At 64.9% G+C, this 21785-nt stretch carries 16 protein-coding genes and 1 pseudogene; 5 read left to right on the top strand and 12 right to left on the bottom strand.

Annotated features, from left to right (window positions below):
* The first annotated feature begins 18 nt into the window (after nucleotides 1–18).
* Nucleotides 19–990 carry an ABC transporter substrate-binding protein gene (locus AC2ETI_RS10590; protein WP_416314913.1) on the top strand — a complete coding sequence of 324 codons (972 nt, stop codon included), beginning with the start codon at nucleotides 19–21 and terminating at the stop codon, nucleotides 988–990.
* Nucleotides 987–1688 (top strand): (2Fe-2S) ferredoxin domain-containing protein, encoded by a 702-nt coding sequence (locus AC2ETI_RS10585; protein WP_483633882.1) that lies wholly within the window; start codon nucleotides 987–989, stop codon nucleotides 1686–1688. Before AC2ETI_RS10590 ends, AC2ETI_RS10585 begins: the two co-directional genes overlap by 4 nt.
* Nucleotides 1689–2018: 330 nt before the next feature.
* Here AC2ETI_RS10585 and AC2ETI_RS10580 read toward each other — a convergent pair whose 3' ends face one another.
* The 5 genes from AC2ETI_RS10580 to AC2ETI_RS10560 all read right to left on the bottom strand — a co-directional run bounded on the left by AC2ETI_RS10580 (nucleotide 2019) and on the right by AC2ETI_RS10560 (nucleotide 7629).
* Nucleotides 2019–3464 (bottom strand): aldehyde dehydrogenase, encoded by a 1446-nt coding sequence (locus tag AC2ETI_RS10580; protein WP_020906420.1) that lies wholly within the window; start codon nucleotides 3462–3464, stop codon nucleotides 2019–2021.
* A 4-nt stretch (nucleotides 3465–3468) separates the two neighbouring features.
* Nucleotides 3469–4638, bottom strand: a complete 1170-nt coding sequence (locus AC2ETI_RS10575) for an Rv3169 family protein (RefSeq protein ID WP_133727629.1) — start codon at nucleotides 4636–4638, stop codon at nucleotides 3469–3471.
* Nucleotide 4639: 1 nt separating this feature from the next.
* On the bottom strand, nucleotides 4640–5827 hold the full coding sequence (locus AC2ETI_RS10570) for a phosphotransferase family protein (protein WP_483633881.1): 1188 nt from the start codon (nucleotides 5825–5827) through the stop codon (nucleotides 4640–4642).
* A gap of 139 nt (nucleotides 5828–5966) precedes the next feature.
* Nucleotides 5967–6854, bottom strand: a complete 888-nt coding sequence (locus tag AC2ETI_RS10565; protein WP_483633880.1) for an ROK family protein — start codon at nucleotides 6852–6854, stop codon at nucleotides 5967–5969.
* Between the two features lie 4 nt (nucleotides 6855–6858).
* Nucleotides 6859–7629 carry a class I SAM-dependent methyltransferase gene (locus tag AC2ETI_RS10560; protein ID WP_003945692.1) on the bottom strand — a complete coding sequence of 257 codons (771 nt, stop codon included), beginning with the start codon at nucleotides 7627–7629 and terminating at the stop codon, nucleotides 6859–6861.
* Nucleotides 7630–7802: 173 nt separating this feature from the next.
* Here AC2ETI_RS10560 and AC2ETI_RS10555 point away from each other — a divergent pair, with 173 nt between their 5' ends.
* Nucleotides 7803–9017, top strand: coding sequence for a glycosyltransferase family 4 protein (locus AC2ETI_RS10555; protein WP_483633879.1), 1215 nt, complete (start codon nucleotides 7803–7805; stop codon nucleotides 9015–9017).
* Here the strand turns inward: AC2ETI_RS10555 and AC2ETI_RS10550 are convergent.
* Nucleotides 8964–10703, bottom strand: a complete 1740-nt coding sequence (locus AC2ETI_RS10550) for an MmpA family trehalose lipid delivery protein (RefSeq protein WP_483633878.1) — start codon at nucleotides 10701–10703, stop codon at nucleotides 8964–8966. The two genes, AC2ETI_RS10555 and AC2ETI_RS10550, sit on opposite strands and share 54 nt — an antisense overlap.
* Nucleotides 10704–10736: 33 nt before the next feature.
* On the opposite strand from AC2ETI_RS10550, the gene AC2ETI_RS10545 reads away from it, so the two are divergent.
* Nucleotides 10737–11963 carry a lipopolysaccharide biosynthesis protein gene (locus tag AC2ETI_RS10545; RefSeq protein ID WP_031331334.1) on the top strand — a complete coding sequence of 409 codons (1227 nt, stop codon included), beginning with the start codon at nucleotides 10737–10739 and terminating at the stop codon, nucleotides 11961–11963.
* Here the strand turns inward: AC2ETI_RS10545 and AC2ETI_RS10540 are convergent.
* Both AC2ETI_RS10540 and pgfA read right to left on the bottom strand, forming a co-directional pair.
* Complete coding sequence (locus AC2ETI_RS10540) at nucleotides 11944–12900, bottom strand: ABC transporter substrate-binding protein (RefSeq protein ID WP_020906427.1); 957 nt, start codon at nucleotides 12898–12900, stop codon at nucleotides 11944–11946. The two genes, AC2ETI_RS10545 and AC2ETI_RS10540, sit on opposite strands and share 20 nt — an antisense overlap.
* 169 nt (nucleotides 12901–13069) lie before the next feature.
* Nucleotides 13070–14203 carry a cell envelope lipid trafficking protein PgfA gene (pgfA, locus tag AC2ETI_RS10535; protein WP_483633877.1) on the bottom strand — a complete coding sequence of 378 codons (1134 nt, stop codon included), beginning with the start codon at nucleotides 14201–14203 and terminating at the stop codon, nucleotides 13070–13072.
* A gap of 216 nt (nucleotides 14204–14419) precedes the next feature.
* On the opposite strand from pgfA, the pseudogene AC2ETI_RS10530 reads away from it, so the two are divergent.
* Nucleotides 14420–15469, top strand: a pseudogene (locus tag AC2ETI_RS10530) (acyltransferase family protein); the annotation flags it as partial.
* 23 nt (nucleotides 15470–15492) lie between these two features.
* On the opposite strand, the gene AC2ETI_RS10525 reads toward AC2ETI_RS10530, so the two are convergent.
* The 4 genes from AC2ETI_RS10525 to AC2ETI_RS10510 all read right to left on the bottom strand — a co-directional run bounded on the left by AC2ETI_RS10525 (nucleotide 15493) and on the right by AC2ETI_RS10510 (nucleotide 21775).
* Nucleotides 15493–19827 carry an alpha-(1->3)-arabinofuranosyltransferase gene (locus AC2ETI_RS10525; protein WP_483634004.1) on the bottom strand — a complete coding sequence of 1445 codons (4335 nt, stop codon included), beginning with the start codon at nucleotides 19825–19827 and terminating at the stop codon, nucleotides 15493–15495.
* Between the two features lie 43 nt (nucleotides 19828–19870).
* A complete protein-coding gene (locus tag AC2ETI_RS10520; RefSeq protein WP_003945488.1) occupies nucleotides 19871–20044 on the bottom strand; it encodes a DUF2613 domain-containing protein in 174 nt (57 codons plus the stop codon).
* 129 nt (nucleotides 20045–20173) lie between these two features.
* Nucleotides 20174–21262 (bottom strand): isochorismate synthase, encoded by a 1089-nt coding sequence (locus AC2ETI_RS10515; RefSeq protein ID WP_483633876.1) that lies wholly within the window; start codon nucleotides 21260–21262, stop codon nucleotides 20174–20176.
* 45 nt (nucleotides 21263–21307) lie between these two features.
* The gene (locus AC2ETI_RS10510) at nucleotides 21308–21775 is read right to left on the bottom strand and encodes a universal stress protein (protein WP_003945900.1); all 468 of its coding nucleotides are present in this window, start codon (nucleotides 21773–21775) and stop codon (nucleotides 21308–21310) included.
* Nucleotides 21776–21785 lie beyond the last annotated feature (10 nt).

Here is a 21785-nt window from a genome sequence, read left to right as displayed (position 1 = left end):
TGCTCGGCAACTGCACCGGTGGACGAAGCTGCAGACAAGACTTCGGTGACATTGGAGAACTGCGGGACCGAAAGCACTTTCCAGCTTCCGATCGAGAACGTCGTTGCGACAAGCAATGCGGCCAATATCGGCACCATTCTCCGAGTCGGCGGTTTGGATCGTCTCGCGGCCGTCGTGTTGAACACGAACAACGACGCGGTCATGGAGTCGATGTTCGGCCCTGGAATTGCGGACGTCCCACACCTGGACGGAACGATCACGCTGGAGACGATTCTGGGTAAGCAGGCGGACCTGGTGGTCGGCTCCTACAGTGGCTTGTTCAAGGGAGCCTCCGGTGTGACGCCGGAATCGCTGCAGAGCAACAACATCGATGCATATGTGATCTCCGATAGTTGTCGGCAGAGTGCCGCAGCGGATTCCGCGCTCGGCACGATGGGTCCGTGGGATGCCCTTCGTGCGGACGTGACCAATTACGGCAAGCTGTTCGGAACCGAGGACACCGCCGCCGAGGCACTGACCGAATTGGATTCACGTTTGGCACGTCTGGAGTCCGCGCCAGATGCCGCCGACAAGCCGAAGGTCTTGATCTACGACAGCGGTGAAGAAGATCTGTACACCAGCGGAGGCAACGGAGCCCCCAACGGAATCATCGACGTCGCCGGGGGAACCAACGTGTTCGCCGACGTCGACAACACCTGGTTCAAAGCGAGCTGGGAGACCGTCGCGAAGTCAGAACCCGACGTCATCGTGATCATGGATTACAAGAAGAGCGCTGACGAAGTACAGGGCAAGATCGACGCGATCAAGAGCCGAGAAGGCCTACGCGATCTCGACGCCGTCAAGCAGAACCGCTTCGTCGTACTCCCGCTCGCGATGTTCACCAGCGGATTCCCCAACGTCTACGGCGCGGAAGAGCTGCGCGCGAAGATCGAAGAGTTCGGACTTGCTCCGTCGAGCGGGATCGACTGGACAACCGCGCCGTCGGCATGAGTGTCGACAGTGGTTCGAATCGGGTGATCGTCGTACTGCGGCCGACCGTCAGCGGCCTCGACGAGTCGGCCGCGCGACGGATGTTCGACGCTGTTCGGGCCGGCACCGACGCCGACGTTCGTGTTGCGTACCTCGATGTCGCGTCGCCGAGCCTTCACGAGGAACTCGATCGAGCGCATACCGATGACGTGGGCAAGGTCGTGTTGATTCCAGTTGCGGTGCCGAGGGATCGGTACCTGCTCACGTGGACCAGCAAGGCTGTTGCGAACTGGCGCGAAACCCGGATCGGTGCCGAACTGGAAGTCTCGCTCCACGAATCGGAAACGCTCGAAGGTGCTGTGGCCGCGCAGGTGATCGATGAACTCGGCGCGGCCGGAAAGCCGATCACTGCCAGTCCGGCGTCGTATCGCAGTCCGGCTTGGTCGGTGATCGAGCAGCACGATACACATCTGTTGGTGTGCAAGGGGCCCCGCTGCATGGCGTACGGAGCAGGGCCTCTCCACCGGGCCATGAGTGCGGCGGCCAAAGGCACTTCGGCAAAGGTGACGGGAACCGGTTGTCTGAGCCCGTGCAACCTGGGCCCGTTGGTGATCGCGAACCCCGGTGGCACCTGGTTCGGGCACGTGGACGCCGGTGACGCTGAAGCATTGGTCGCAGGTCAGGAGAATCAATTGATGGATCACGTTCTGGACCGGTAGATACAGGTCGGCGAAACATATAACCCGCTGAGCGCGAAGTGCGCTCAGCGGGTTCTGTTGTCCTGTCTCAGGAACCGAAGGGAAGGGTTCCCGGCGGGATCTGGTATCCACTGCTGCCGACGGAGGCGCTGCCCCAGAGTGCGAGGAAAGCGTTGATGGCGTTGGTGAGCATATGAATGTCCTTTGTGAGATGACTGATTCGTTTTCGACGGTACCGGGTGGATCTGTGGATTCGCTGGGAGTTGGCACCCATTTCATGGGGCTGGCACCCGTTCCGGCAGGTCGGAACGGGTGCCAACTGTCAGCAAAGGGTGCCAACTCCCGGGTGGGTCAGCCCACGTAGCCGGGCGGCATGAGTACGGACTTGGTCTCGCAGAAGGCTTCGAGGCCCTCAGGTCCGTTCTCGCGTCCGATACCGGAGTTCTTGTAACCACCGAACGGTGATCCGGGATCGAAGGCGTACCAGTTGATCGCGTAGGTACCAGTGCGGATCTGCGCGGCAACTTCGAGTCCGCGATCGATGTCGGTGGTCCACACCGATCCGGCGAGGCCGTAATCCGAATCGTTGGCGATCTTGATGGCCTCGTCCTCGGAGTCGTACGGGATCACCGAGAGGACGGGTCCGAAGATCTCCTCGCGTGCGATGGTCATCGAGTTGTCCACGTCGGCGAAGATCGTCGGCTCGACGTACCAGCCCTTGTCCAGGCCGGCGGGACGTCCACCACCGAGTACGACGCGCGCGCCTTCTTCCTTGCCCTTGGCGATGTAGCCCTCGACGCGCTCGCGCTGCTTCTCGGAGATCAGCGGACCGAGTTGTGCTGCGGGATCGGACGGATCGCCGACGGTCATGAAGCCTGCCGCGGTCTTCATTCCCTCGATGACCTCGTCGTAACGCGAACGGGGAGCGAGGATTCGGGTCTGAGCGACACAGGCCTGGCCGGTGTTCATCAGGCCGGACATGACGAGCATCGGCATTCCGGCGGCGATGTCGGCGTCCTCGAGGATGATCGCGGCGGACTTGCCACCCAGTTCGAGGGAGCAGCGCTTGAGGTTCTGCGCGGCGATGGCACCGATCTTGCGGCCGACGGCGCTGGATCCGGTGAACGTGATCTTGTCGATGCCCGCATGAGAGACCAGGTATTCGCCGGTCTCGGCTCCGCCGGGGAGCACGGAGATGACGCCTTCGGGAACGCCTGCCTCGGTGAAGATCTCGGCGATCACGTGGACGGAGAGAGGGGATTCGGGTGCGGGCTTGAGCAGTACGGTGCAGCCGGCGAGCAGTGCGGGGGCCAGCTTGTTGATCGCCAGGAACAGCGGGACGTTCCAGGCCAGCACGGCGGCGACGACGCCGACGGGCTCACGGGTCACCTTGGTCTGCCCGAATGCGCCGGTGCGCTTCTCTTCCCACGCGAACTTGTCGGCCAGCTCGGCGTAGTAGCCCAGCGTCGCCATCGACGGGGTCTGCTGCATCATGCCGACCATGGCGGGCGGCTGGCCCATCTCGTTGGAGATGAGCTGGTTGATTTCCGCGCTGCGCTCTTCGATCAGCTTGGCGGCCTTGGCGAGGATCGCGCCGCGCTCGGCGGGGGTGGTGCGTGACCACGGTCCCTCGAACGCCGCGCGGGCTGCGGACACGGCCGCGTCGATGTCTGCCGGTGCTGCGATGGGACAGCTGCCGACGCGCTCCTCCGTTGCGGGAGAGAACACTTCGAGTACCTGGTCGGTGGCCGGGGCCACCCATGCTCCACCGATGTAGAGCTTGTCGTAGTCAGTCATCAATTCATTCCTCGGTGTTGTCGGTCGCCGCGAGGGCATACGCGTCGTCTGCCTGTGCGGTGTCGGTGAAACTGGTGAATCCGTATTTCTCGTGCGGTCCGATGGCGGCTACCTCGAAAAGACCGGTGCCGGTGTTGGTGTTCGTGCCTTCGGTGAGCGTGAAGGACGCGAGGTTGTCGACGGGGGAGAACATGCGTTGGAACGGTTCGATCTCGTGGACCTTGTGGCGGAGCCCTTGTACGACGAGTTCGCCCTGCCACATTCCGTGACGCCAGTCCTGTTCGAGCCCGTAGCCGGTGCCGATTCCGATGTAGTTGGCCAGCAGCAGTTCGCAGGCGACGGTGAGGACTTCACCGCCTGGCCGGTGGAAGGTAATGGTCGCTCCGGTGACGTCGCGGGTGTCGGGGCAGAACGTCAGTTCGTGTTCGGGCCGGCCGAGCCATTCGTTGTCCCTGGCTTCGTCCGGCCACACTCGCATGGCTTCTTCGACGATGCGCCTGCCCTGCTCGTCTTCCTGCATGATCACCGAGATCGTGAACTCGTCGAACTGCATGACCGCGTAGATCCAGAAGAAGTTCTGGATTCCGTCGACGGCGCGTCTGCCTTGCGGTTCGGCTTCACCGACCGGACGCACACCCCACGAGCGGTCGCGGTTACCTCGCCACGTCTTCGGGTCGATCGCGAAGTCCTCCCCGTCGACGGTGAGCGATCCGGTCCACGTGCCGGTCTGCAGGAAGCGTGAGGTGTCGAACGTGACTCGTTCGAGTTGACGGCGAAAGTGCTTGGGCTCGAGCGCCGCGGGGATGGTGGCATCGAAGGTGATGTCGAAGGAGAGATCGTATTCGCTGCCCGGTTCGAGTACGACGCGGAGCTTCTGCAGCCCTTCGAGCACTTCGACGCGCAGAGGTCCGACGGTGGTGTCGGTACGGTCGGCACCCAGCGCCTTCGACATGCGAGCAACGATGTGGTCGTCACCGCGGCGAAGGACAGCGAATGCGTCCATGACGCCGAGGTTGGGGTACTGGCCGAGTCCGACGATGAGGAACACGTCGGGGGATTCGGTGGGGTAGCAATTGAAGTAGTAGCGGTCGTAGAAGTTTCGATCCGAGGTGGCTACGTGACGGATCGGTTCGGCGATCTGGTGAACGGGATAGTCGTCCATCGGTGAGAGCATGTCAGGCCAACCTCTCCCAGTAGGTACCGTCGAGCATCGCAGTGAGCGAAGCGCGGTGCATGATCATGTCGTCGGGATCTTCGGGTCGCTGCGACTGGCCGAAAGCTATGGCGCGGGCCTGGATTCGCCACATGATGACCGCCTGACGCAGTGCGGCATAGGTAACGTAGAACTCCAGATCGTGTGGGGTGTGGCCGGTGATCTCGGCGTAGGTCTGCGCGAGATCCGGCAGTCGAAGGAAGTCGGGAAGACCGGGTAGGTTCGCCAGTCCGGCGATGTCCTCGAAGAACCTGTGCAGGAATGCCATCCAGCCCAGATCCATCTCTCGCGGGCCGAGAGTTGCCATTTCCCAGTCGAGTACGGCTACCGGCGCGAAGTCCTGGTACATGACGTTGCCGATGCGCGAGTCGCCCCAACAGAGCACCGCCGGAGAATCGTCCGCGGGATTGTTCTCCTCGATCCAGTCGAGGGCACGTTCGATGAGCGGTGATCTGATGCCGTCGGAGACCACCCACTCGTAGTACGCGCGCTGCTCGGCGATGTGCGCCGTGAATGCGTCTCGTGCAGTCGTTCCCGAATTCGGGAGTCGGAGGAAGTCGAAACGCTCGCACGGCTTGTCGATGGCGTGCAATTGAGCCAGGACGTCGACCGAGCTGCGCTGGAGGGTTTTTCGCTGCTCGGGGGACGCTTCGGTGACCCACGATCCGAAGTTGTACGGCATGACGTCTGGCGGCACGTCGCCGGAGATTCGTTCCATCACGAAGAACGGCGCACCCAACGCGTGCGGGTCGGATTCTGACCAGTACACCGCGGGTACGGGCACCGCCGAGTGCTCGCGCACCTGAGCCATGGTGCGGAACTGGGATTCGAGGTCGTAGGTCGGAAACACCGGCATGGTCGATTCCGTCGGTGCCACCCGAGCGACCAAGGGATGATGATCGCCGTCCCAGGTGGCGTCGAAGAGGATGGTTTCGCTGGACATGCCGTTGGCTGCGGGCAAGGTGACGTCGGCGACGGTCACAGTGGATCCGCTCGGCACCTTGCCGGCCATCCACCGTTCCAGGCGCTCACGGAGGTCTTCGGTGTCGCGGAGGGAATCGCTCGGTCGGGCGACCTGGGCGTGATGCTCGGTTTCATCGGTCGAAGAAGCAGTCGAGGCAACGTCAGATGAGGAAGCGTCTGGGCTCACGGTCACCTCCTTCCCGTAGGCGTCACGTGCAATGCCCGTAACGGTGTGAGTCAGAACACTAAAACACGTTACAGAAATTGGGAACAGGTGGCACCCGTTTAGTGGGACTCCCTGCGGATTTATCGGGGAAGAACGCGTGTCAGATAACGGCGGTGAGCGCGAGCAAGCCCGCACCGGTCAGAGTTCCGGCGCCACCCAGCTCGGCGGGAACGATCCGGAGCCCGGCGATGAACGACAAACGGGCATGTCGGGCAGCCGCGTCGAGCATCGGTTCCCACAGCGGTGCACCCGACTGGGCGAAACCGCCGCCGATCACCGCAAGGTCCACGTCCAGGAGGGCAGCCGCCGAGGCAATGGCACCACCGAGCGCCGTGCCTGCGCGGTGAAGCGAGTCCACGGCGATCGCGTCGCCGCTGCGTGCACCCTCGGCTAGTTCACGGCCGGTGTTTCCCGACCAGCCCTGGCTACGAGCCCATCGCACCGCGGACGGTCCACTGGCCACCGTCTCGAGGCAGCCGACGCCCCCGCAGCTGCACGGTTCGGAAGATCCTGGAACGACGAGGTGGCCGATGTGACCGGCGTTCCCCGTGCGACCCCGAGCAATCTCACCGCCGAGGACGATTCCTCCGCCGATTCCCGTCGAGACGACCAGGCTCAGGAGGTTCGGGGTTCCGCGTCCGGCGCCGTGGTGGAACTCCGCCAATGCCGCTGCGGCTCCGTCCATGGCGAGGGCAGTTCCGGCATCGGGAAAGACGCTGCGGACGCCCGCTACGAACTCGAATCCCTGTGCCCACTCGGTGATGTTGATGGGGGCGACGACGCCGGCGACGGTGTCCACCGGCCCGGCGCAAGCGATGCCCACACCGTCGACGTCGCGGCCGTCTGCGACTCGTTCGAGCAGCGCCGCACACGCTCCCCACGGGTCGGTCTGCGGCGTCGGCACACTGTCGAACACGGGAACGCGGCCGTCCTCGGACACGACGCCGGCCGCCATCTTGGTGCCACCGATATCGAGTGCGAGGCGCATGTCGCTATCGCTTTTCGAGAACCACGACGAGGTTGCTCACCAGGAACTCCCGAAGACCGGGGACTCGGACCATCCACCACGCCCACGACGGGTGGTAGCGCGGGATCGCGGCGAGCAACGTGCCCTGGCTGGTTCCACGGGCCCAGCGTAGGCCGTCGGTGGCGCCGACTTTGAACAACGACACCCCGAATCTGTTCTTCGGTTCGCGTCCGGTCTTGCGGAGGTACCGCTTGGCTGCGTACTCGCCCCCCAGCGCGTGCCACGGTCCGGTTTCGTGGCCGCCGAACGGACCCCACCACAGGGTGTACGAGAGAACCATCAAGCCGCCGGGCTTGGTCACGCGCAGCATTTCCTCGGCCATCAGCCACGGCTCGCTGACGTGTTCGGCCACGTTGGAGGAGAAGCAGATGTCCACGGACGAGTCCAGGAACGGCAGTGCCAAACCGGATCCACGCACCGCGCCGCCCACGGTCAGACCCGCGGCGTGCATCTCCGACGGATCGGGTTCGACGGGAATGTAGCGGGCACCTGCGGCTTGAAAGACCTCCGCGAAATAGCCCGGACCACCGCCGACGTCGAGGACAGTGAGACCGTCGAGGGATCGTCCGGTGTGACCTTCGTGCAGGTCCGAGATCAACTCGACGGAGTCGCGCGCAAGCGCGCCGTAGAAGATGTCGGGCGCGGACTGCTCGTGGCGGAAGTCGCTGAGCAGGCCGAACGAGCGTTTCAGGGTTGCCCGTCGGCCGAAAATGCGGGTCACTGCGGGCTTGGTCACGGGTAGCAACTTTAGCCACTGGGTCGCCCGGTCCACGAACACCGTCAGGAGCGCGGCAATACGGACGCTCGAACAGTTAGGGTGTTCGGCAGGGTTACCGGCCGGTCAGGCGGGGCATCCCGCAGGATCGCCCGAACCGGGGTGGCCACCGACCAACTCAGGGAGTAACGCACGTGCGCGAGGTTCTGTTGCTCTGCTGGCGCGATACCGGGCATCCCCAGGGTGGTGGAAGCGAGCGTTACCTCGAGCAGGTCGGATCCCAGTTGGCCGAGCGCGGTATCAAGGTGACGCTGCGGACGGCGTCGTACCCCGGGGCGCCCGCGTCGGAGGTTCGAGACGGCATCACGATCAGCCGGGCCGGTGGACGTTTCAGCGTGTACCCCCGCGCTCTGGCCGCCATTGCCGCCGGACGTCTGGGTGTCGGATCGCTCAAGGGCATTCGCCCCGACGCGGTGATCGACACCCAGAACGGCATCCCCTTCTTCTCGAAGACCGTGGCGGGTGCGCCGGTCACGCTTCTGGTCCATCACTGCCATCGTGAACAATGGCCGGTGGCAGGCAAGCTCGTCGGCCGGATCGGCTGGTGGGTCGAATCGCGATTGTCACCGCGCACCCATCGACGTAGTCAGTATCTGACGGTGTCGCTTCCTTCGGCCGAAGAATTGGTGGACCTCGGTGTCGAGCGCGAACGAATTGCCGTGGTGCGCAACGGTGCCGATCGGCTCCCCGTCGGCGTCGACGCGGGTGGATCGATCACCAGGGCCGAGCGTCCCACCATCTCGGTTCTCTCACGACTGGTGCCGCACAAGCAGATCGAGGACGCACTCGAGGCCGTCGCAGCCCTGCGTCCGACGCTTCCGGACATCCATCTCGACGTCATCGGTGGTGGTTGGTGGGAGCAGAACCTGCGAGATCGCGCCGCCGAGTTGGGAATCGGTGACGCCGTCTCGTTCTACGGTCACGTCGACGAGGCTCGTAAACATGAACTCCTTGCGCAGTCGTGGATTCACCTCATGCCTTCGCGGAAGGAAGGGTGGGGCCTGGCGGTCATCGAGGCTGCGCAGCACGGCGTTCCGACGATCGGCTACCGCAGTTCCAAGGGCTTGACCGATTCGATCGTCGACGGAGTGACCGGGCTGTTGGTCGGCGGTGAGCACGCCGTCGACGGCGACATCGCTGATCTGACGCAGGCGGCAGGCACCCTGCTCCGCGACCACGAACTCCGCACGGTGCTCGGTGAGAAAGCTCGGGTGTGGTCGGGCGAGTTCTCCTGGGAGCAGACCGGCACCGGAGTGCTCGAGGTGCTGACCGCGCACAAGGACGGTCGGTGGGTCTCAGGACTGGCCGCGCCTCGCGAGTCGAATTCGGTTCTGGTTCAGTCCGACTGAGATCAGCGCGATCACGCCCATCAGTATCCAGGCGAGATGCGTAACTATGACGGCCGTTCGGACGCCGGTCGAGGCTTCGTGCGCGGCAACATCTCCCGGTACCCGGTAGAGCTCGAGATCGTTGTCGGCAAAGACCTGTTCCAACCCGTCGAGTGTCGCTGCCGCCTTGCCGAGCTGGCCTGGTGTCTCACGCTCGATCAGTACCCATCCGACTCCGAGATCGGCCAACTGCGTAGGACTCCCGCCGGCAAGCAGCAGATCCTCGACCTGGGTGGCCCGGGTTCCTTCACCGCCGACAGCACCACCGGCAACCACCAGTTGGCCGGTCTGCAGAACGTCGAGCGGTAGGAAGCGTGGTGCTGGATCGAGTACCGGCGCATCACCGCTGTAGGGGAAGGCGCGGAACATCCCAGCGGGAAGCACTGCAACGTCACCGGTTTCGTCTCGTAGTTGCTCGGCCACCACGGCCCAGGACCCGGGATAGTGCACGGGTTTCAACGCGCCGCCGACACCCCACACCAGATCCGGTAGTGCCACGATCGTCACCACGACGGCGGCGATCGAGAATGTCGGGCGGGGAAGGGAGAACCGATTGCCCGCCCACATCACCGCGGCGGCGGCAGCGAGTGCGTAGAACGGTACGGCCAGCGCGACCCACTTCTGGGCGTCACGCAGTAGACCGGCGCCGGTGAACACCTCGACCGACCATCGGCCGACGTCGAGCCCCCACGGAGTAGCGCCCAGGGTCGGAGCGAGCACCGCGAACAGGGCCAGCGCGCCGAGTCCACTGACAACGGGGTTCCGGCGTCGGCGCCATAGAGCGGGCACACCGGCAAACACCACGACAAGCAGAAGAACTGTTCCGACCAACGCGAAGAGTGTTGTGCGCGTGGATGGTACCGCTGCCGAGTTCCAGATACCGCCGAGCCCGGCGAGGCTGCCGAGCGTCGCGAGTCCGGGTTCTGCTCGGGCGGCAAAGGCGGCGACTCCCGCCGGATCGGAACCGTCGCCTGCTGCTCCGGATACGAAGGTGGCGACCAACCACGGCGAGGCGGCGACGAGGAACAGCCCGATAGCGCCGCAGACACGCCGCATGGCCGAGGTTCGGCCTCCGGGGGTGGCAACCACCACCAGCGCGGCCGTCAGAGCGAGTAGAGCGCCGGTAGGTGTCAGGCCCGCGAATGCCAGTGACGCGGCCAACGCCCACCAGGACCCGGGCGTGGCTCGGCGAACTCCGATTCCGGCACCCACGATCCACGGCAGTGCGGCATAACCGGTCAGCAGGCTCCAATGTCCTTGCAACAGGCGCTCGGCCACGTAGGGGTTCCAGAGCATCACCGTCGACGCGACCAGTTGTGGACCGAGACCGGCCGTCGGCAGCAGGACGGCGACCATGCGCGCCGCACCCCAACCGGCGAGCCAGAGCGCCACCAGCAGGATGAACTTGACCACCAGTCCGCCGTCGATCACGGTGCTCAACGCTGCGATCAGCGCGTCCTGGGGAACGGCGCGGGCTGCGGCGTCGGTGAGTCCGAGGGCGGAGTCGGTCAGGTACGAGCGCGGCGTGCTGACGGCGTCGCGCAGCAGGAGGTAGCCGGGGCCCAGCAGCGGTCCGAGGATCAACAGTGCCAGCGCCAGGCTGTACGCCGCAGGCAGGTAACGGCGGTATCCGGCTTGCACTGTCATGACGCGCACGATACGTGGTGCATCATTACTGCCATGCCTCGCCAACCACTCGATCGCGCCGCCGCGGCCGGGGTCGGCATGGTTTTGGTGGGATCGATGACGGCCAATGTCGCGTCGTACCTGTTGGCATGGTTGGCCAGCCGATGGTTGGGTCCGGTCGGCTACGGCGAGTTCGCGAGTCTGCTTGCCGCCCAGTTGGTACTTGCGGTTCCGGCTTTGGCGTTGCAGACGGTGGTCGCCCGCGAGGCGGTGCGTGGCAAGAGCACAGATGCGTTGCGGTCGTTGGGGTATCGATGCACCGCGATCGTCGCCGTCCTCGCGGTTGCGCTCGCTCCGGCGATGGCGTGGCTGCTCGACACCGGAATCGTGGCGTCGTTCTCGGCATTGGTGACCGCGCCCATGTTGGTTCTACTGGCAACGGAGCAGGGGTTGTTGCAGGGTCACGGTCGATTCGGCACTCTCAGCGCCGTGCTGGCCGGAGCCGGGGTGATGAAAGTCCTTCCGGCAGTAATCGTTCTGGCTTTCGGCGGCGGGGCAGGCGCGGCATTGGTCGCGGGCGCGGCCGGAACTGCGTTGCTGGTGGCGATAGTCCGAGTGGTCGACCGAACCGTCTCGGTGAGCGAGGACCGTGCGGTGCGGATCGGCGTCGTCTCCGTGCTCGCGGCGTCACAGGTCCAGCTCGCGCTGATCGCGTTGTCTTCGCTGGACCTGCTGATCGTCCGCGTCGTCCTCAGTGAGTACGACGCCGGCGTCTACGCACTCGGAGCCGTCGCGACGAAGGTGGCGTTCTGGCTGCCACAGGCAGTGGGCGTCGTGCTGTACCCGAAGATGGCGAATCCGGCGCACTCGGCGCAAGCGGTTCGCTCGGCGTTGGCGGTGCTCGTCGGTATCGGCGCCGTGTTGGTTCTGGGGGCGGCGGTTGCCGGCCCGCTGGTGCCGATGCTCGTGGGCGACGCGTACGCCGCCGTGGCTCCGATGCTGTGGGCCTTCGCCCTGCACGGTGCAGCGCTGGCGGTACTCCAGGGTGCCTTGCTGTCCGCAATCGCGTCAGAACGCACGCGAGTGGCCCTTCTGGCGTGGGCAGGACTGGTTGTGGAGGCGACGGTCATGCTGGTGTGGGCGAAGACGCCGGGAGAGTTGATCGGCGTCGCCGTGGTGGTTGCGTCGACGACGGCCTTGGCGGTGTCCGTCGCCGCAGTGCGAAGTGCCGACCGCGCCCGGCCGGCACCTCACAGCGACGTCAGTTCTCCAGACGCGTGAACAAATCGTCGAAGTAGTCGAGCGTACGCATCGCGGTGTAGACGGATCCGTAGTTGATGTTCCCGCCCGTGTAGACGACGTTGTCGCCTTGTACTGCGCGGATACGGTTCCACATCGCGCGGTCGTCGGTGACGGGATCCACGCCGGGCGCGGTGGTGACGATCATTCCGTCGGCCGAGTCGAGGGAAGTCACCAGATTTTCGGTGGAGATCTCCTTCTGTCCCTCGACCGGCCACTGGAGCTGGACGCCGAGGTCTTCGGCCACCTGCGTGGAGATGCCCTTTCGGTTGACGCCGTTGACCTTCTGATTCACATAGTTCAGCAGCACGATCTGCTTGCTCGCCAAACTCCGGGCGTGGCGTTCCTTCAATCCGGCTGCCTTGTCCTCGTACGCTCCGATGACCTGACGGACTTCGGGGTTCTCGGTGCGATTCAGCCAACTCGCCAACTGATCGATGTTCTCGCGCCACGGACGGGTGAAGTCCATCGGAAGCACAGGCGCTGTCTGGCTCAACTGCTGCAGCGGCCACATGTCGGAGGCCTCACCGATGTCGGTGCAGATGATCAGGTCCGGTTCCAGCGCGAGAATTGCCTCGACGTTGACCGGTGCCTCGAACACCTGCGCCGTGGGATCGGCTGGAACCCACGGCTCGGCGGCGTCGAAGCTGTACGCGATGACCGGCAGGCCCATCGCAACGGCTGGTTCGAGGTCGAGTCGGGAGTCGATGGCGACGACGCGCTTCGGTGTCACCGGAATGTCATAGGTTCCGAGCGAGGTCGTGACCGTGCGCATCCCGGACGCATCGCCCTCGGTACCGGCGGACCTTGCGCAACCGGCGGCGAACAGCCCGGAGAATGCAGCACTGCCGACAACAAATCTCCGACGTGTCAGATCGCTGACACAGATGTGCGAACCCAGAACTGTTGATGCGGGCATGTGGCTCCTCGTGTTCGGGGTGGTCTGGACTTCCAGAAAACGCTAAGCCCGCGACCACGCGGAGGGAACGACCCGTTGCGCCAATCCGTACGCCGATCCGGCAACAAAGTCCCGAAATGCAGCAGAGCGCCCCTTCCGTGTGGAAGGGGCGCTCTGCTTACTGCCTGAATCAGTCCTTGCGCAGATCCGGACGCGGGATCACCTGAGTGTCGTCCGAGGTCCAGTCGTGCTCACCCGGAGCCGGCTCGGGCGAACCCTGGCCGCTGGGATTCTGGTTCGTTCCGCCGTGTGCAGCGCGGGCCGGAGTTCCGCCCTTGCCGCCGCGAAGGCCGAGGAAGATACCGGCGATCAGCGCGATGACTCCGAGGACACCTGCCACGATCGGGACGGTGCGGCCGAACAGCGAGAGCTTGTCCATGCCGTCACGAGCCTGCTGGACCTGGTACTCGATGGTCGCCTCGTCGAAGGGCAGCGTGACCTTGAGAACCTCGACGTCGACGGCATCCTTGTTGCGGCCGTAGTACTGGTGCAACTGCTCCTGGCCCTTGACGACGACACCGGTCTTGGGCTCGACCCACAGGTCACGGACGTTGGTGTACCAACGCGTCATCGTGATCGGGGTTGCGCCGCCGGGAACGCCCCAGGTGTCAGCGGGAAGGCTCAGCTTGTTGTTGGGGGAGTTGACGACCTTCGACAGGTCGACGGGATCGATCGTCTGCTGGAAGTGGTACACCTTCAGACCGTTGATCTCGGTCTCTTCGACGAACTCGATGTCCTTCGTGGCGCGAGCGTTCAGGTCGAAGTAGGGGTAGCTCTTCTGTTCCGTGTTGAACGGGAACTTGTACTGCAGACCGTCGCGGGAAACTTCTTCGGCGGGCTGGTCGCTGGACGTCTGGACGGTTCCGACCGGATCGTTGGTCGGCATCGAGCTGACGCGATCGAGCGTGACGCGGTCCAGGGTTGCGGTCAGCAGTCCGGTATCGCCCTGCTTGTCGGTACGACGGACCGTCTGGCCGGCTTCGACGGTGATGATGTCGGCGTCGGACGGGTCCTGCGTGGTGACGTAGCGCTGAGCGACGATCGGCACGTTGGTGTCGACCTGTGCCTTTCCGCCGAGGAGGGCCGCCGAGTTGAGGACGCTACCGGTGCCTGTGGCGACAGTGGTCACCTCGAGGTCGAGTGGCGTCTTCTCCAGCTTGCCTACCGTGTAGGTAGGAATGAGGATGGCGATGGCCAAAAGGAAGGCACCGAGGCCCACCAGAATGCAAGGAAGTATCCGGCTCGGCCCTGAGCGTTCCGCCATGCTGTGACTCCTAACCCGTTAAGTCTTTCGAGGTTCCCCAACCGGCACAATATGAGCTGCGCAGATCGCATGGGGCCCCCGATGGACACCATGTGTGGCAGAACACTAACAGTCCACCGGCCCGGTTTGTCGCATGAGGGCATGAATTGGCCAGGCATTTTGTTGTGAGTGCCTGGTGGTTTCCCTCAATCGGCCTGGGGTGCACACTTATCCGTGATGATCAGTTCCACGAATTCCTCTCAGACGGTCCCGCCACAGGCTCGGGGCTTCGTTCCGGCTTTGGACGGTATGCGTGGATTGGCCGCGCTCGGCGTCCTCGTCACCCATGTCGCGTTCCAGACCGGTGAAGCGCAGTCCGGTGCGATCGGGCGCGCGTTCGGTCGACTCGATCTCGCCGTAGCGGTGTTCTTTGCCTTGTCCGGATTTCTCCTGTGGCGCCCCCACGCGGCAAAGGCTCGCGGAATCGGGCAGCCGCAGTCGACCGTCCGGTACTGGATCTCCCGCGCGACGCGCATTCTGCCGGCGTACTGGGTGGCAGTGGTCCTGATCCTGCTGTTCCTGCCCGGTGCCGGCGGGGGCTACCAGGTGTGGCTGGCGAATCTCGGGTTGGCGCAGGTCTTCGTGCCGTTGACACTCACCGAGGGCCTCACGCAGATGTGGAGCCTGTCGGTCGAGGTGGCGTTCTATGTTCTGCTGCCGCTTTTCGCGTATCTGATGGTCCGACTACGAGGAAACTCGGTCCGGTTCCGGCTGCCGCTTCTGCTCGGGGTGTCGGTCTTGGCCTTGACGTGGGCATTCATTCCGATTCCGACACCGGACGCTATCCACCACGACAACTGGTTGCCGGGCTACCTGCCGTGGTTCGGCGCCGGCATGGTGCTGGCCGAGCTGGCAGTGGGCCCGTCGACATGGGTGCATCGCCTCGCGCACCGTCGGGTACTCCTGACCCTCATTGCCTTTATCGCCTTCGTTCTCTCGTGCACCGATCTGGCCGGGCCCGAAGGTCTGGTGCGGCCTGAGCCGTGGCAGTACGCGATCAAGATTGCACTCGGTGCGATCATCAGCTTCTCGTTGATCGCTCCACTGGTTCTGCGCGATCAATCGCAGCATCGGTTCCTGGCCAGTCCTTTGGCGCTGGCAATCGGACGCTGGTCCTACGGCCTGTTCATCTGGCACCTGGCCGTACTGAACGCTGTGTTCCCCGTATTCGGCATAGTTCCGTTCTCGGGCAGCTTCTTCTACGTCCTGGCCCTCACGGTCGTCCTGAGCGTCGCTGTGGCCTCGGCCAGTTACGCCTTGGTGGAGGAACCGGCGCGCGTCGCGGTCACGCGGTGGGAGAAGCGCCGCCACATCGGTGAACCGGCGAAGGGCAACGCGGCCAACCCGGTCACGACCAAGGCCACCAACATCGAGAACTGAATCGCGAACGAATCGCCCACATAGCCGCCCGGTGCCCGCCACGGCCCGGTCGAGAGCAGCGTGATGCCGATCATCGCGGCCACGCCGGCGGTGCCGACGAGAATGCGTGCGGTCCGAGCCGGGCCGAAGATTCGCAGCGCGGCAAGTCCGAGGATCGAGCACACGACTGCGATCGCCGCTCCCACTCCGCCGCCGATGACGGTGGCCGCCGCGAGCACGCCCACCCATCCTGCCGCGACGCTGCGCCACGGTCGGGGTGGTGTGAGGGGCTTGGGCTCTCGGCGCGTGGGGACAAGAGCCGCGAACAACAGCGGGATCAGCAACACGAGCCCGCCGAAGATGCCGAGGCGGTACCAACGGTCGCTGGGGAAGTCGATGGTGACGGTTCCCGCGGTGCCTGCCGGCACGATCCAGCCCTGCTGCCAACCGTTCACGACCACCGGCGTCAGCTCGGAACCGTCCGGCGCCGTGGCGATCCAACCGATGCTGGTGCTCTCGGGATTGACGATCAGCTGATCGGCGGACGAGCTCGTGACGGTGAGTTCGCGGTGATTCGCCGTCCACGCGGTCGATTCGAGCGGTGTATTCCGTTGCGCGGCTGAAGGACCGACCGCCGTCAGATCGAGATTGTCGACCGAGAATGCGGGGCCTGGTTCGACGACCACTTCAGGCTGTCCCGCCGGCAAAGTCGCCGAAGCGTCCAGACCGCACACACGTGCCTCGACGGGTGCGCCGGTCCGAAGTTGCGTCGACGTCGCCGTGATCGAGGTGGGGAATTGCTGTCCGGCAACCGAAATGGTCGGGCCGTCGCCACAGGTGACGGTGACGGTGCGGTTGTCGAATGATTCTGCGCCCTGCACTCCGGAACCGGCGATCGGGGTTCCGTCGGCACCGACGACGCCGACCTCGGCGAGGCCGGTGGGCTGCGCCTGGGCGAAGCCGAGCGCCGTCTGATCGAGGACCGGTTCCCAATCGGTGATGCTCAGGACGATCTTGTCGGTGACGAAGGGGGAGAGGGTAACTCGACTGGTTCGAGGCGTGTCGTCCGAGGGTTCGGGCAGCTCTCGAACCTGCGGCCCGTTGCCGAGATTCACCGCGACACTGGTCGGCAGCGACGGTAGAGTGCCAAGTCCCCGCGTGATGTCCAGGCCGGTGACCAGGGTGGGCTCGGGAAGATTGAGAGTCAGCGTCGGTTTCGGGCCGCCCGGTTCGGTGGTGCTCTGCGGCGCCGACCACGTGGTGCGTGCGTCGCCGTCGGTGGCAGCGAAGGCAGATCCGCGTGTGTCGCCGATGTCGCTCGAACCCGAAGCCGTGATTCGGCCGGGGACGGAAAGCAGGTCTTCGAGAGCGTTGCCCTGACGCGCTCGGACAGTCAGTGTCGGTGCAACGACTGTGTTTTCGGCCACCGTGAGCGTGCGCTGGAAGCGGCTCGGCTCTTCCGGTATCGCCATGAATGCATTGCTGCACCGCACGCGGTCCGTCGAATCGGCGCAGGCGTTGCGGCCGGGGAACTCCTGGCTCAGGTTCCACGCGTTCACAGATGCGCCCGTCGGCGTGCTCGGCAGGACCGTGTCGAAACGGATCGGTACGGTCTTCGGCGCGCTGCGATCGGAGAAGTCTTCGACGGAGAGTTCGCTGATGCCGAACTGTGTTCCAGGCGATCCGTTTTCGGTGTGAGTCGCTGTGACGCGTACCCACGGAGTGTTGCCGCCCGGGATCGAGACGGTGATGGGCTCGCCGGGACGCTCCACCTTCACCGCCGTGCTGCCGTTCGGTGTCGAGACCTCGAGCCATTTGACGGGAGCTCCGATTGCCGCGGCACTGGTTGTCAGATGAAGCAACCCACTGGAAATCGGTGTGTCGAAGTCGATCTGCAGCCACTGGCCCAGTGCGCGCTCGATGCCGTTGCTGAACCAGCCGGTGGCCGGATCGCCGTCGACCGTCGACGCGGGACTGCTCGACGGTGAGGTGCCGCCCAGCTGGGTGGCATCTGAGGCGGCGCTGGAAACGGTGATCGAAGCTCCGCTCCAACGGCCTTCCACGAGAGGCGTGTTCGCTACCGGGTAGTCGGGCACCAGATTGTAGGTACGACGAGCGTCGTCAGGGGTGCGCAGGGCGGAACTGTGGTTGTCGACCTGACCGAAATCGGTTTCCCGATCGCGCGGTGTGTCGGTGACGGTGACAGAATCGACGGGCAGTCCCGCAGCTTCGGCGTCGGCGGCGAGAATCATCGGCCCGGTCCCCGGAACCAGCCCGCTTTCGTGAAGTCGCACAGACGATTCCGGCCCACCTTGTACACGCGGAACCTGGTTCAGGTCGACGGAGTACGGGCCACTGACCGCCGGGGTGCCGTCGGGCGGGGTGACCTCGAAGATTTCGATGGCCGGGTAACCGGGACGCAGATCGCTGTCCGCGACCAGCCCTTCGATCGGTTCGGGGCTGTCGTCTTCACCGAAGTGGGCGACTCGCTCGATCCCCGGCGAGCCTTCGACCGCCTGGTGCACGAGTATCGGCCTGGCCGAGCGCGACGTTTCGCCGTCGAGGTCGTTGCGCATCACCAGGTAGTGGATGCCCTGCCCAAGCAAGGTCTGTGCGAGGCCGTCCGACGGACGTCCGTCGGCGATGAGACGTTGCACGGAATCGAGCGCTCGGATTGCGCCGGGAGGGGTCAGCGGGACCGAGTCACGCACCGCCCACGGCGTACTCGCCAAAGCCTGAAGCGGTTCGTCACGCGTCAGACCCCAGACTTGGCTGCCGAAGGGCGCTCCCGGGACGACCAGGGCACGTTCGGCTTCCGATCCGGGGGAGGTGTTGTCCTCGAGCCACTGCGCTGCTTCGTTCCAGTACGAGGGAACGTCCGGATAAGCACCGCGGGGAGCGAGCTTTCCCGTCCAGGCCAAGGCAGTCGAGAGGGTGAGGGCAACGAGGATCAGGCTGGTCAGTGCGACCATCGGTTCGCGCTCGGGATGGGCGAACGCGCGGCGCCATCGGGCGAGTGGAACCGATCCCGGTAGTGGCACTTTGGCCAGCAGGTGTGCGAGTCCGAGCACCAGCGGCAGACGGACCAACGGCTCGAGCTTGTGGACGTTGCGCAGCGGAGCGCCCGCCGAGTCGAGGAACAGGCGTACCGACTCCGACACCGGTGAGCTGAGTTCACCAACGTATCCCGCGGCCAGGCCGGTGATACCGACGAACAGGATGAGCGTCAGCCGGCCGCGAGCAGGCATGGACCGCATGCAGAGCCCGGCGAGGCCGGCGGCGGCAACCAGACCGGTGGCGACAACTGCTGCGGGCTGGGTGACCAGGACGGCGCCGGCAATGCGTTCGGGGGAGACGAACGGGGTCCAACTGTCCGTGCCGCGAAGTATCTCGGCCAGCGACGCCCACTGTGTGGTGACGCCGGCGGACTCGATGTAGTCGAGGAACGGTGGGCTGATCTTGCCGAGCAGCAGTAGCGGCACGATCCACCAGAGTGTGCCGAGAGCGACGAACAGCGCCCACCACGCGGTGAACGTCAGCCATGTTCGGTTGGGTTTGTGCGAGAGCCACCAGATGATCGCGACCAGGCAGGCCGCGGCGGTGGCGACGGCATTGATCGAACCCATGAGCGCGACGGCAAGCGCGGATTGTGCGGCTAACCGCCTCAACCCCCGTGAGCGGTTAGGGAGTCCAGGGACTCGTTTTCCACGCACAGGGCCGAAGGCCAAAATCACCGGCAACAACACCCACGGCGCCAACATCATCGGCAGGGTTTCCGAGGAAATCGAACCGAGCGTGGTCAGCACGCGGGGAGAAAGAACAAAGGCAACCGCTGCGATGACGCGCGAACTACGGCTGCCGATACCGAGAGCCTCGGCAACTCGGATGATGCCCCAGAATCCTGCGATCAGAAGCAGCGCCCACCAGATGCGCTGGGTGATCCACGGCGGAACGTTCGCCAACTCGCCGAGCGCGAAGAACGGCCCGTGCGGAAAGAAATATCCGTAGGCCTGGTTCTGAACCTGGCCGAGCGGGGCCTGACTACTCCACTGATGCGACGCGCGTTCGAGAAAACCGAACGGATTCTGCGTCAGGTCGTACTTGGTGTCAGCGGTGATCAGACCCGGCGATTGCAGAAAAGTGAGAAGAAACGCTACGACGGAGGCGCCGAACAGCCACCGCTTCGACAGGGGCTCTGCCGACGGGGCGGTGTCTACCGAAGACACCGCTGCGTCGGCGGAAGAACGGGAACTCGCGAGGCCTGCGCTCTCAGCGGCTGCCGTACTCAACCTGGTTCAGCACGGAAGAATCTGCGTTTCCGCTGCGGTCGATCTCGGGACGAGTGTTGTCCGACGCGGCGGCCGTGACACCGAAGATGACGCCGGCACCCAGAACGGCACCGATGACAGCGCTGGCCACACCGGGGACAAGGAACTTCGTCATCGCGGATCTCCCAATTGGTCGTTAGTCGGTCGTTCGCGGTCGGACGGACTTACCGGCCCGTACGAACTGCTCGGGTCAAGGTATCACCCGCACTCGAGAATCCGGACGATTACCCTCGTGACGTGCTGGTCAGTCGAGGGTTTCGGCACCGAGCGCGGTCAACAGAGTGCGCAGTTTCGTAGATGTCTCGTCGAGTTCGTCCTGCGGATCCGATTCGGCGACAATTCCACCACCCGCGCTGGCCCAGGCGTTGCGGCCGTCTGCACTGATCTCGGCGCAGCGGATGGCAACCACCCAATCGCCGTCACCGGCCTCGTCGCACCATCCCACGGCGCCGCCGTAGAAACGGCGAGGCTCCTCGGTCTCGCGGATGACTTTCAGTGCCGCGTCGGTGGGTGTTCCGCACAGCGCGGGCGTCGGATGCAGAGCGATGGCGAGGTCGAGCGCAGTGGTGTCGTTTCGCAGCGTGCCGCGGATCGGGCTGGCCAAGTGCCAGACCTCGTGAGTATTGGTCAGTTCGGGAGTTACCGGCACCGACAGATCGCTGCACATCGGTTGCAGGACCTCGCGGATCCACGCCGTCACGAAGGCGTGCTCGGCCAGATTCTTCGTCGAATGCAGAAGGCTTTCGCCTGCCTCGCGGTCTTGATCGGCGTGGGCGGATCGCTTTGTGGTCCCGGCCAACGGGCGACACGTCACGACGCGCCCGCGTCGACTGACCAATACTTCGGGCGTCGCGCCGACCAGGCTGTGGCCCTCGAATTCGGCTCCCGCAGCAGAGAGGTCGACGGCAAAGGTGTTGGCGACGGGATTGAGCGCCGCCATGCGTGCGGCGAGCGCGGTCGGAGAGATCGGGGTCTGCGTGCGAAGTTCCACAGTGCGAGCCGCGACAACCTTGTCGATCTCTCCGCTGCGGAGGCGTCCGATCAACTTTTCCACCCGACGAAGATGCTCCGACGACGACGGGATCTCCCGGTCAACCCGGGTCGTGGGCAGGGCCTGGGGATCGCGCGGTTGCCACGGCCGCGACGTGATCGTCGCCTCGGCAGGTTCGTACAACGCCGTTGCGGCAGCCGGGTCGAAGGGGAGCGCTCCGACGATCAGCTTTGTCGTACCTGCCGACAGAGCGTGGGTGGCCGCGTCGGAGCTGTCGAAGCTGCGTCGTACGCCGCGGGTGACCACGCTGTGATCGGGGCGCGAGAGAACAAAACCGTCCATGGTGGCTTCGACACTAGTCGGCCACGGATCAGGAATGCGCGAAGGTCACTTCCCTGGAGGGACGATCAACACCGGCCGATGACTGTGACGCAGAACATGATCCGCGACGCTGCTCTGCAGTAGCGACCGCAAACCCGTAGTGCCACGGGTGCCGGTCACGATGATGTCGACGTCCAATTCGTCTGCGGTTTCGCAGATTGCAGACCAGATCGCGGATCGGCACTCGGCGCTTCTGCCTTCGACGGTCAGGCCTGCGGCCTCGGCCAGTGCGACGCCCTCGGCGAGGGTGACTTTGGCGTCGGTGTACGCGATGTCCTCGACGTCGTCGTCGGGAACCCACTCCGGTTGCATCACCCCGGACAGGCCGGACATGCGAGCGGCCTGGCGAACCATCGGCTCCCAGGCAGTGACGAGAACAGCACGATTGGCGGAGAGGAAACGCCCCGCATAGTCGACTGCACGCTTGGCGTTGTCGGAACCGTCGTACGCGATGAGCATCAGACCTTGTGGCATCACGACCTCC

Source organism: Rhodococcus sp. MurmanLake-1, assembly GCF_056945715.1.
Note: the sequence above shows the minus strand (reverse complement) of the source record. Positions and strands in the feature narration are given on the sequence as shown.

What these genes read in the sequence shown, in the direction of transcription:
- AC2ETI_RS10565 (WP_483633880.1), bottom strand. Translation starts at nt 6,854, where the DNA reads ATGCGCCTCGCACTCGATATCGGTGGCACCAAGATGGCGGCCGGCGTC.
- pgfA (WP_483633877.1), bottom strand. Translation starts at nt 14,203, where the DNA reads ATGGCGGAACGCTCAGGGCCGAGCCGGATACTTCCTTGCATTCTGGTG.
- AC2ETI_RS10550 (WP_483633878.1), bottom strand. Translation starts at nt 10,703, where the DNA reads ATGACAGTGCAAGCCGGATACCGCCGTTACCTGCCTGCGGCGTACAGC.
- AC2ETI_RS10515 (WP_483633876.1), bottom strand. Translation starts at nt 21,262, where the DNA reads ATGGACGGTTTTGTTCTCTCGCGCCCCGATCACAGCGTGGTCACCCGC.
- AC2ETI_RS10585 (WP_483633882.1), top strand. Translation starts at nt 987, where the DNA reads ATGAGTGTCGACAGTGGTTCGAATCGGGTGATCGTCGTACTGCGGCCG.
- AC2ETI_RS10580 (WP_020906420.1), bottom strand. Translation starts at nt 3,464, where the DNA reads ATGACTGACTACGACAAGCTCTACATCGGTGGAGCATGGGTGGCCCCG.
- AC2ETI_RS10545 (WP_031331334.1), top strand. Translation starts at nt 10,737, where the DNA reads ATGCCTCGCCAACCACTCGATCGCGCCGCCGCGGCCGGGGTCGGCATG.
- AC2ETI_RS10510 (WP_003945900.1), bottom strand. Translation starts at nt 21,775, where the DNA reads ATGCCACAAGGTCTGATGCTCATCGCGTACGACGGTTCCGACAACGCC.
- AC2ETI_RS10540 (WP_020906427.1), bottom strand. Translation starts at nt 12,900, where the DNA reads ATGCCCGCATCAACAGTTCTGGGTTCGCACATCTGTGTCAGCGATCTG.
- AC2ETI_RS10575 (WP_133727629.1), bottom strand. Translation starts at nt 4,638, where the DNA reads ATGCTCTCACCGATGGACGACTATCCCGTTCACCAGATCGCCGAACCG.
- AC2ETI_RS10520 (WP_003945488.1), bottom strand. Translation starts at nt 20,044, where the DNA reads ATGACGAAGTTCCTTGTCCCCGGTGTGGCCAGCGCTGTCATCGGTGCC.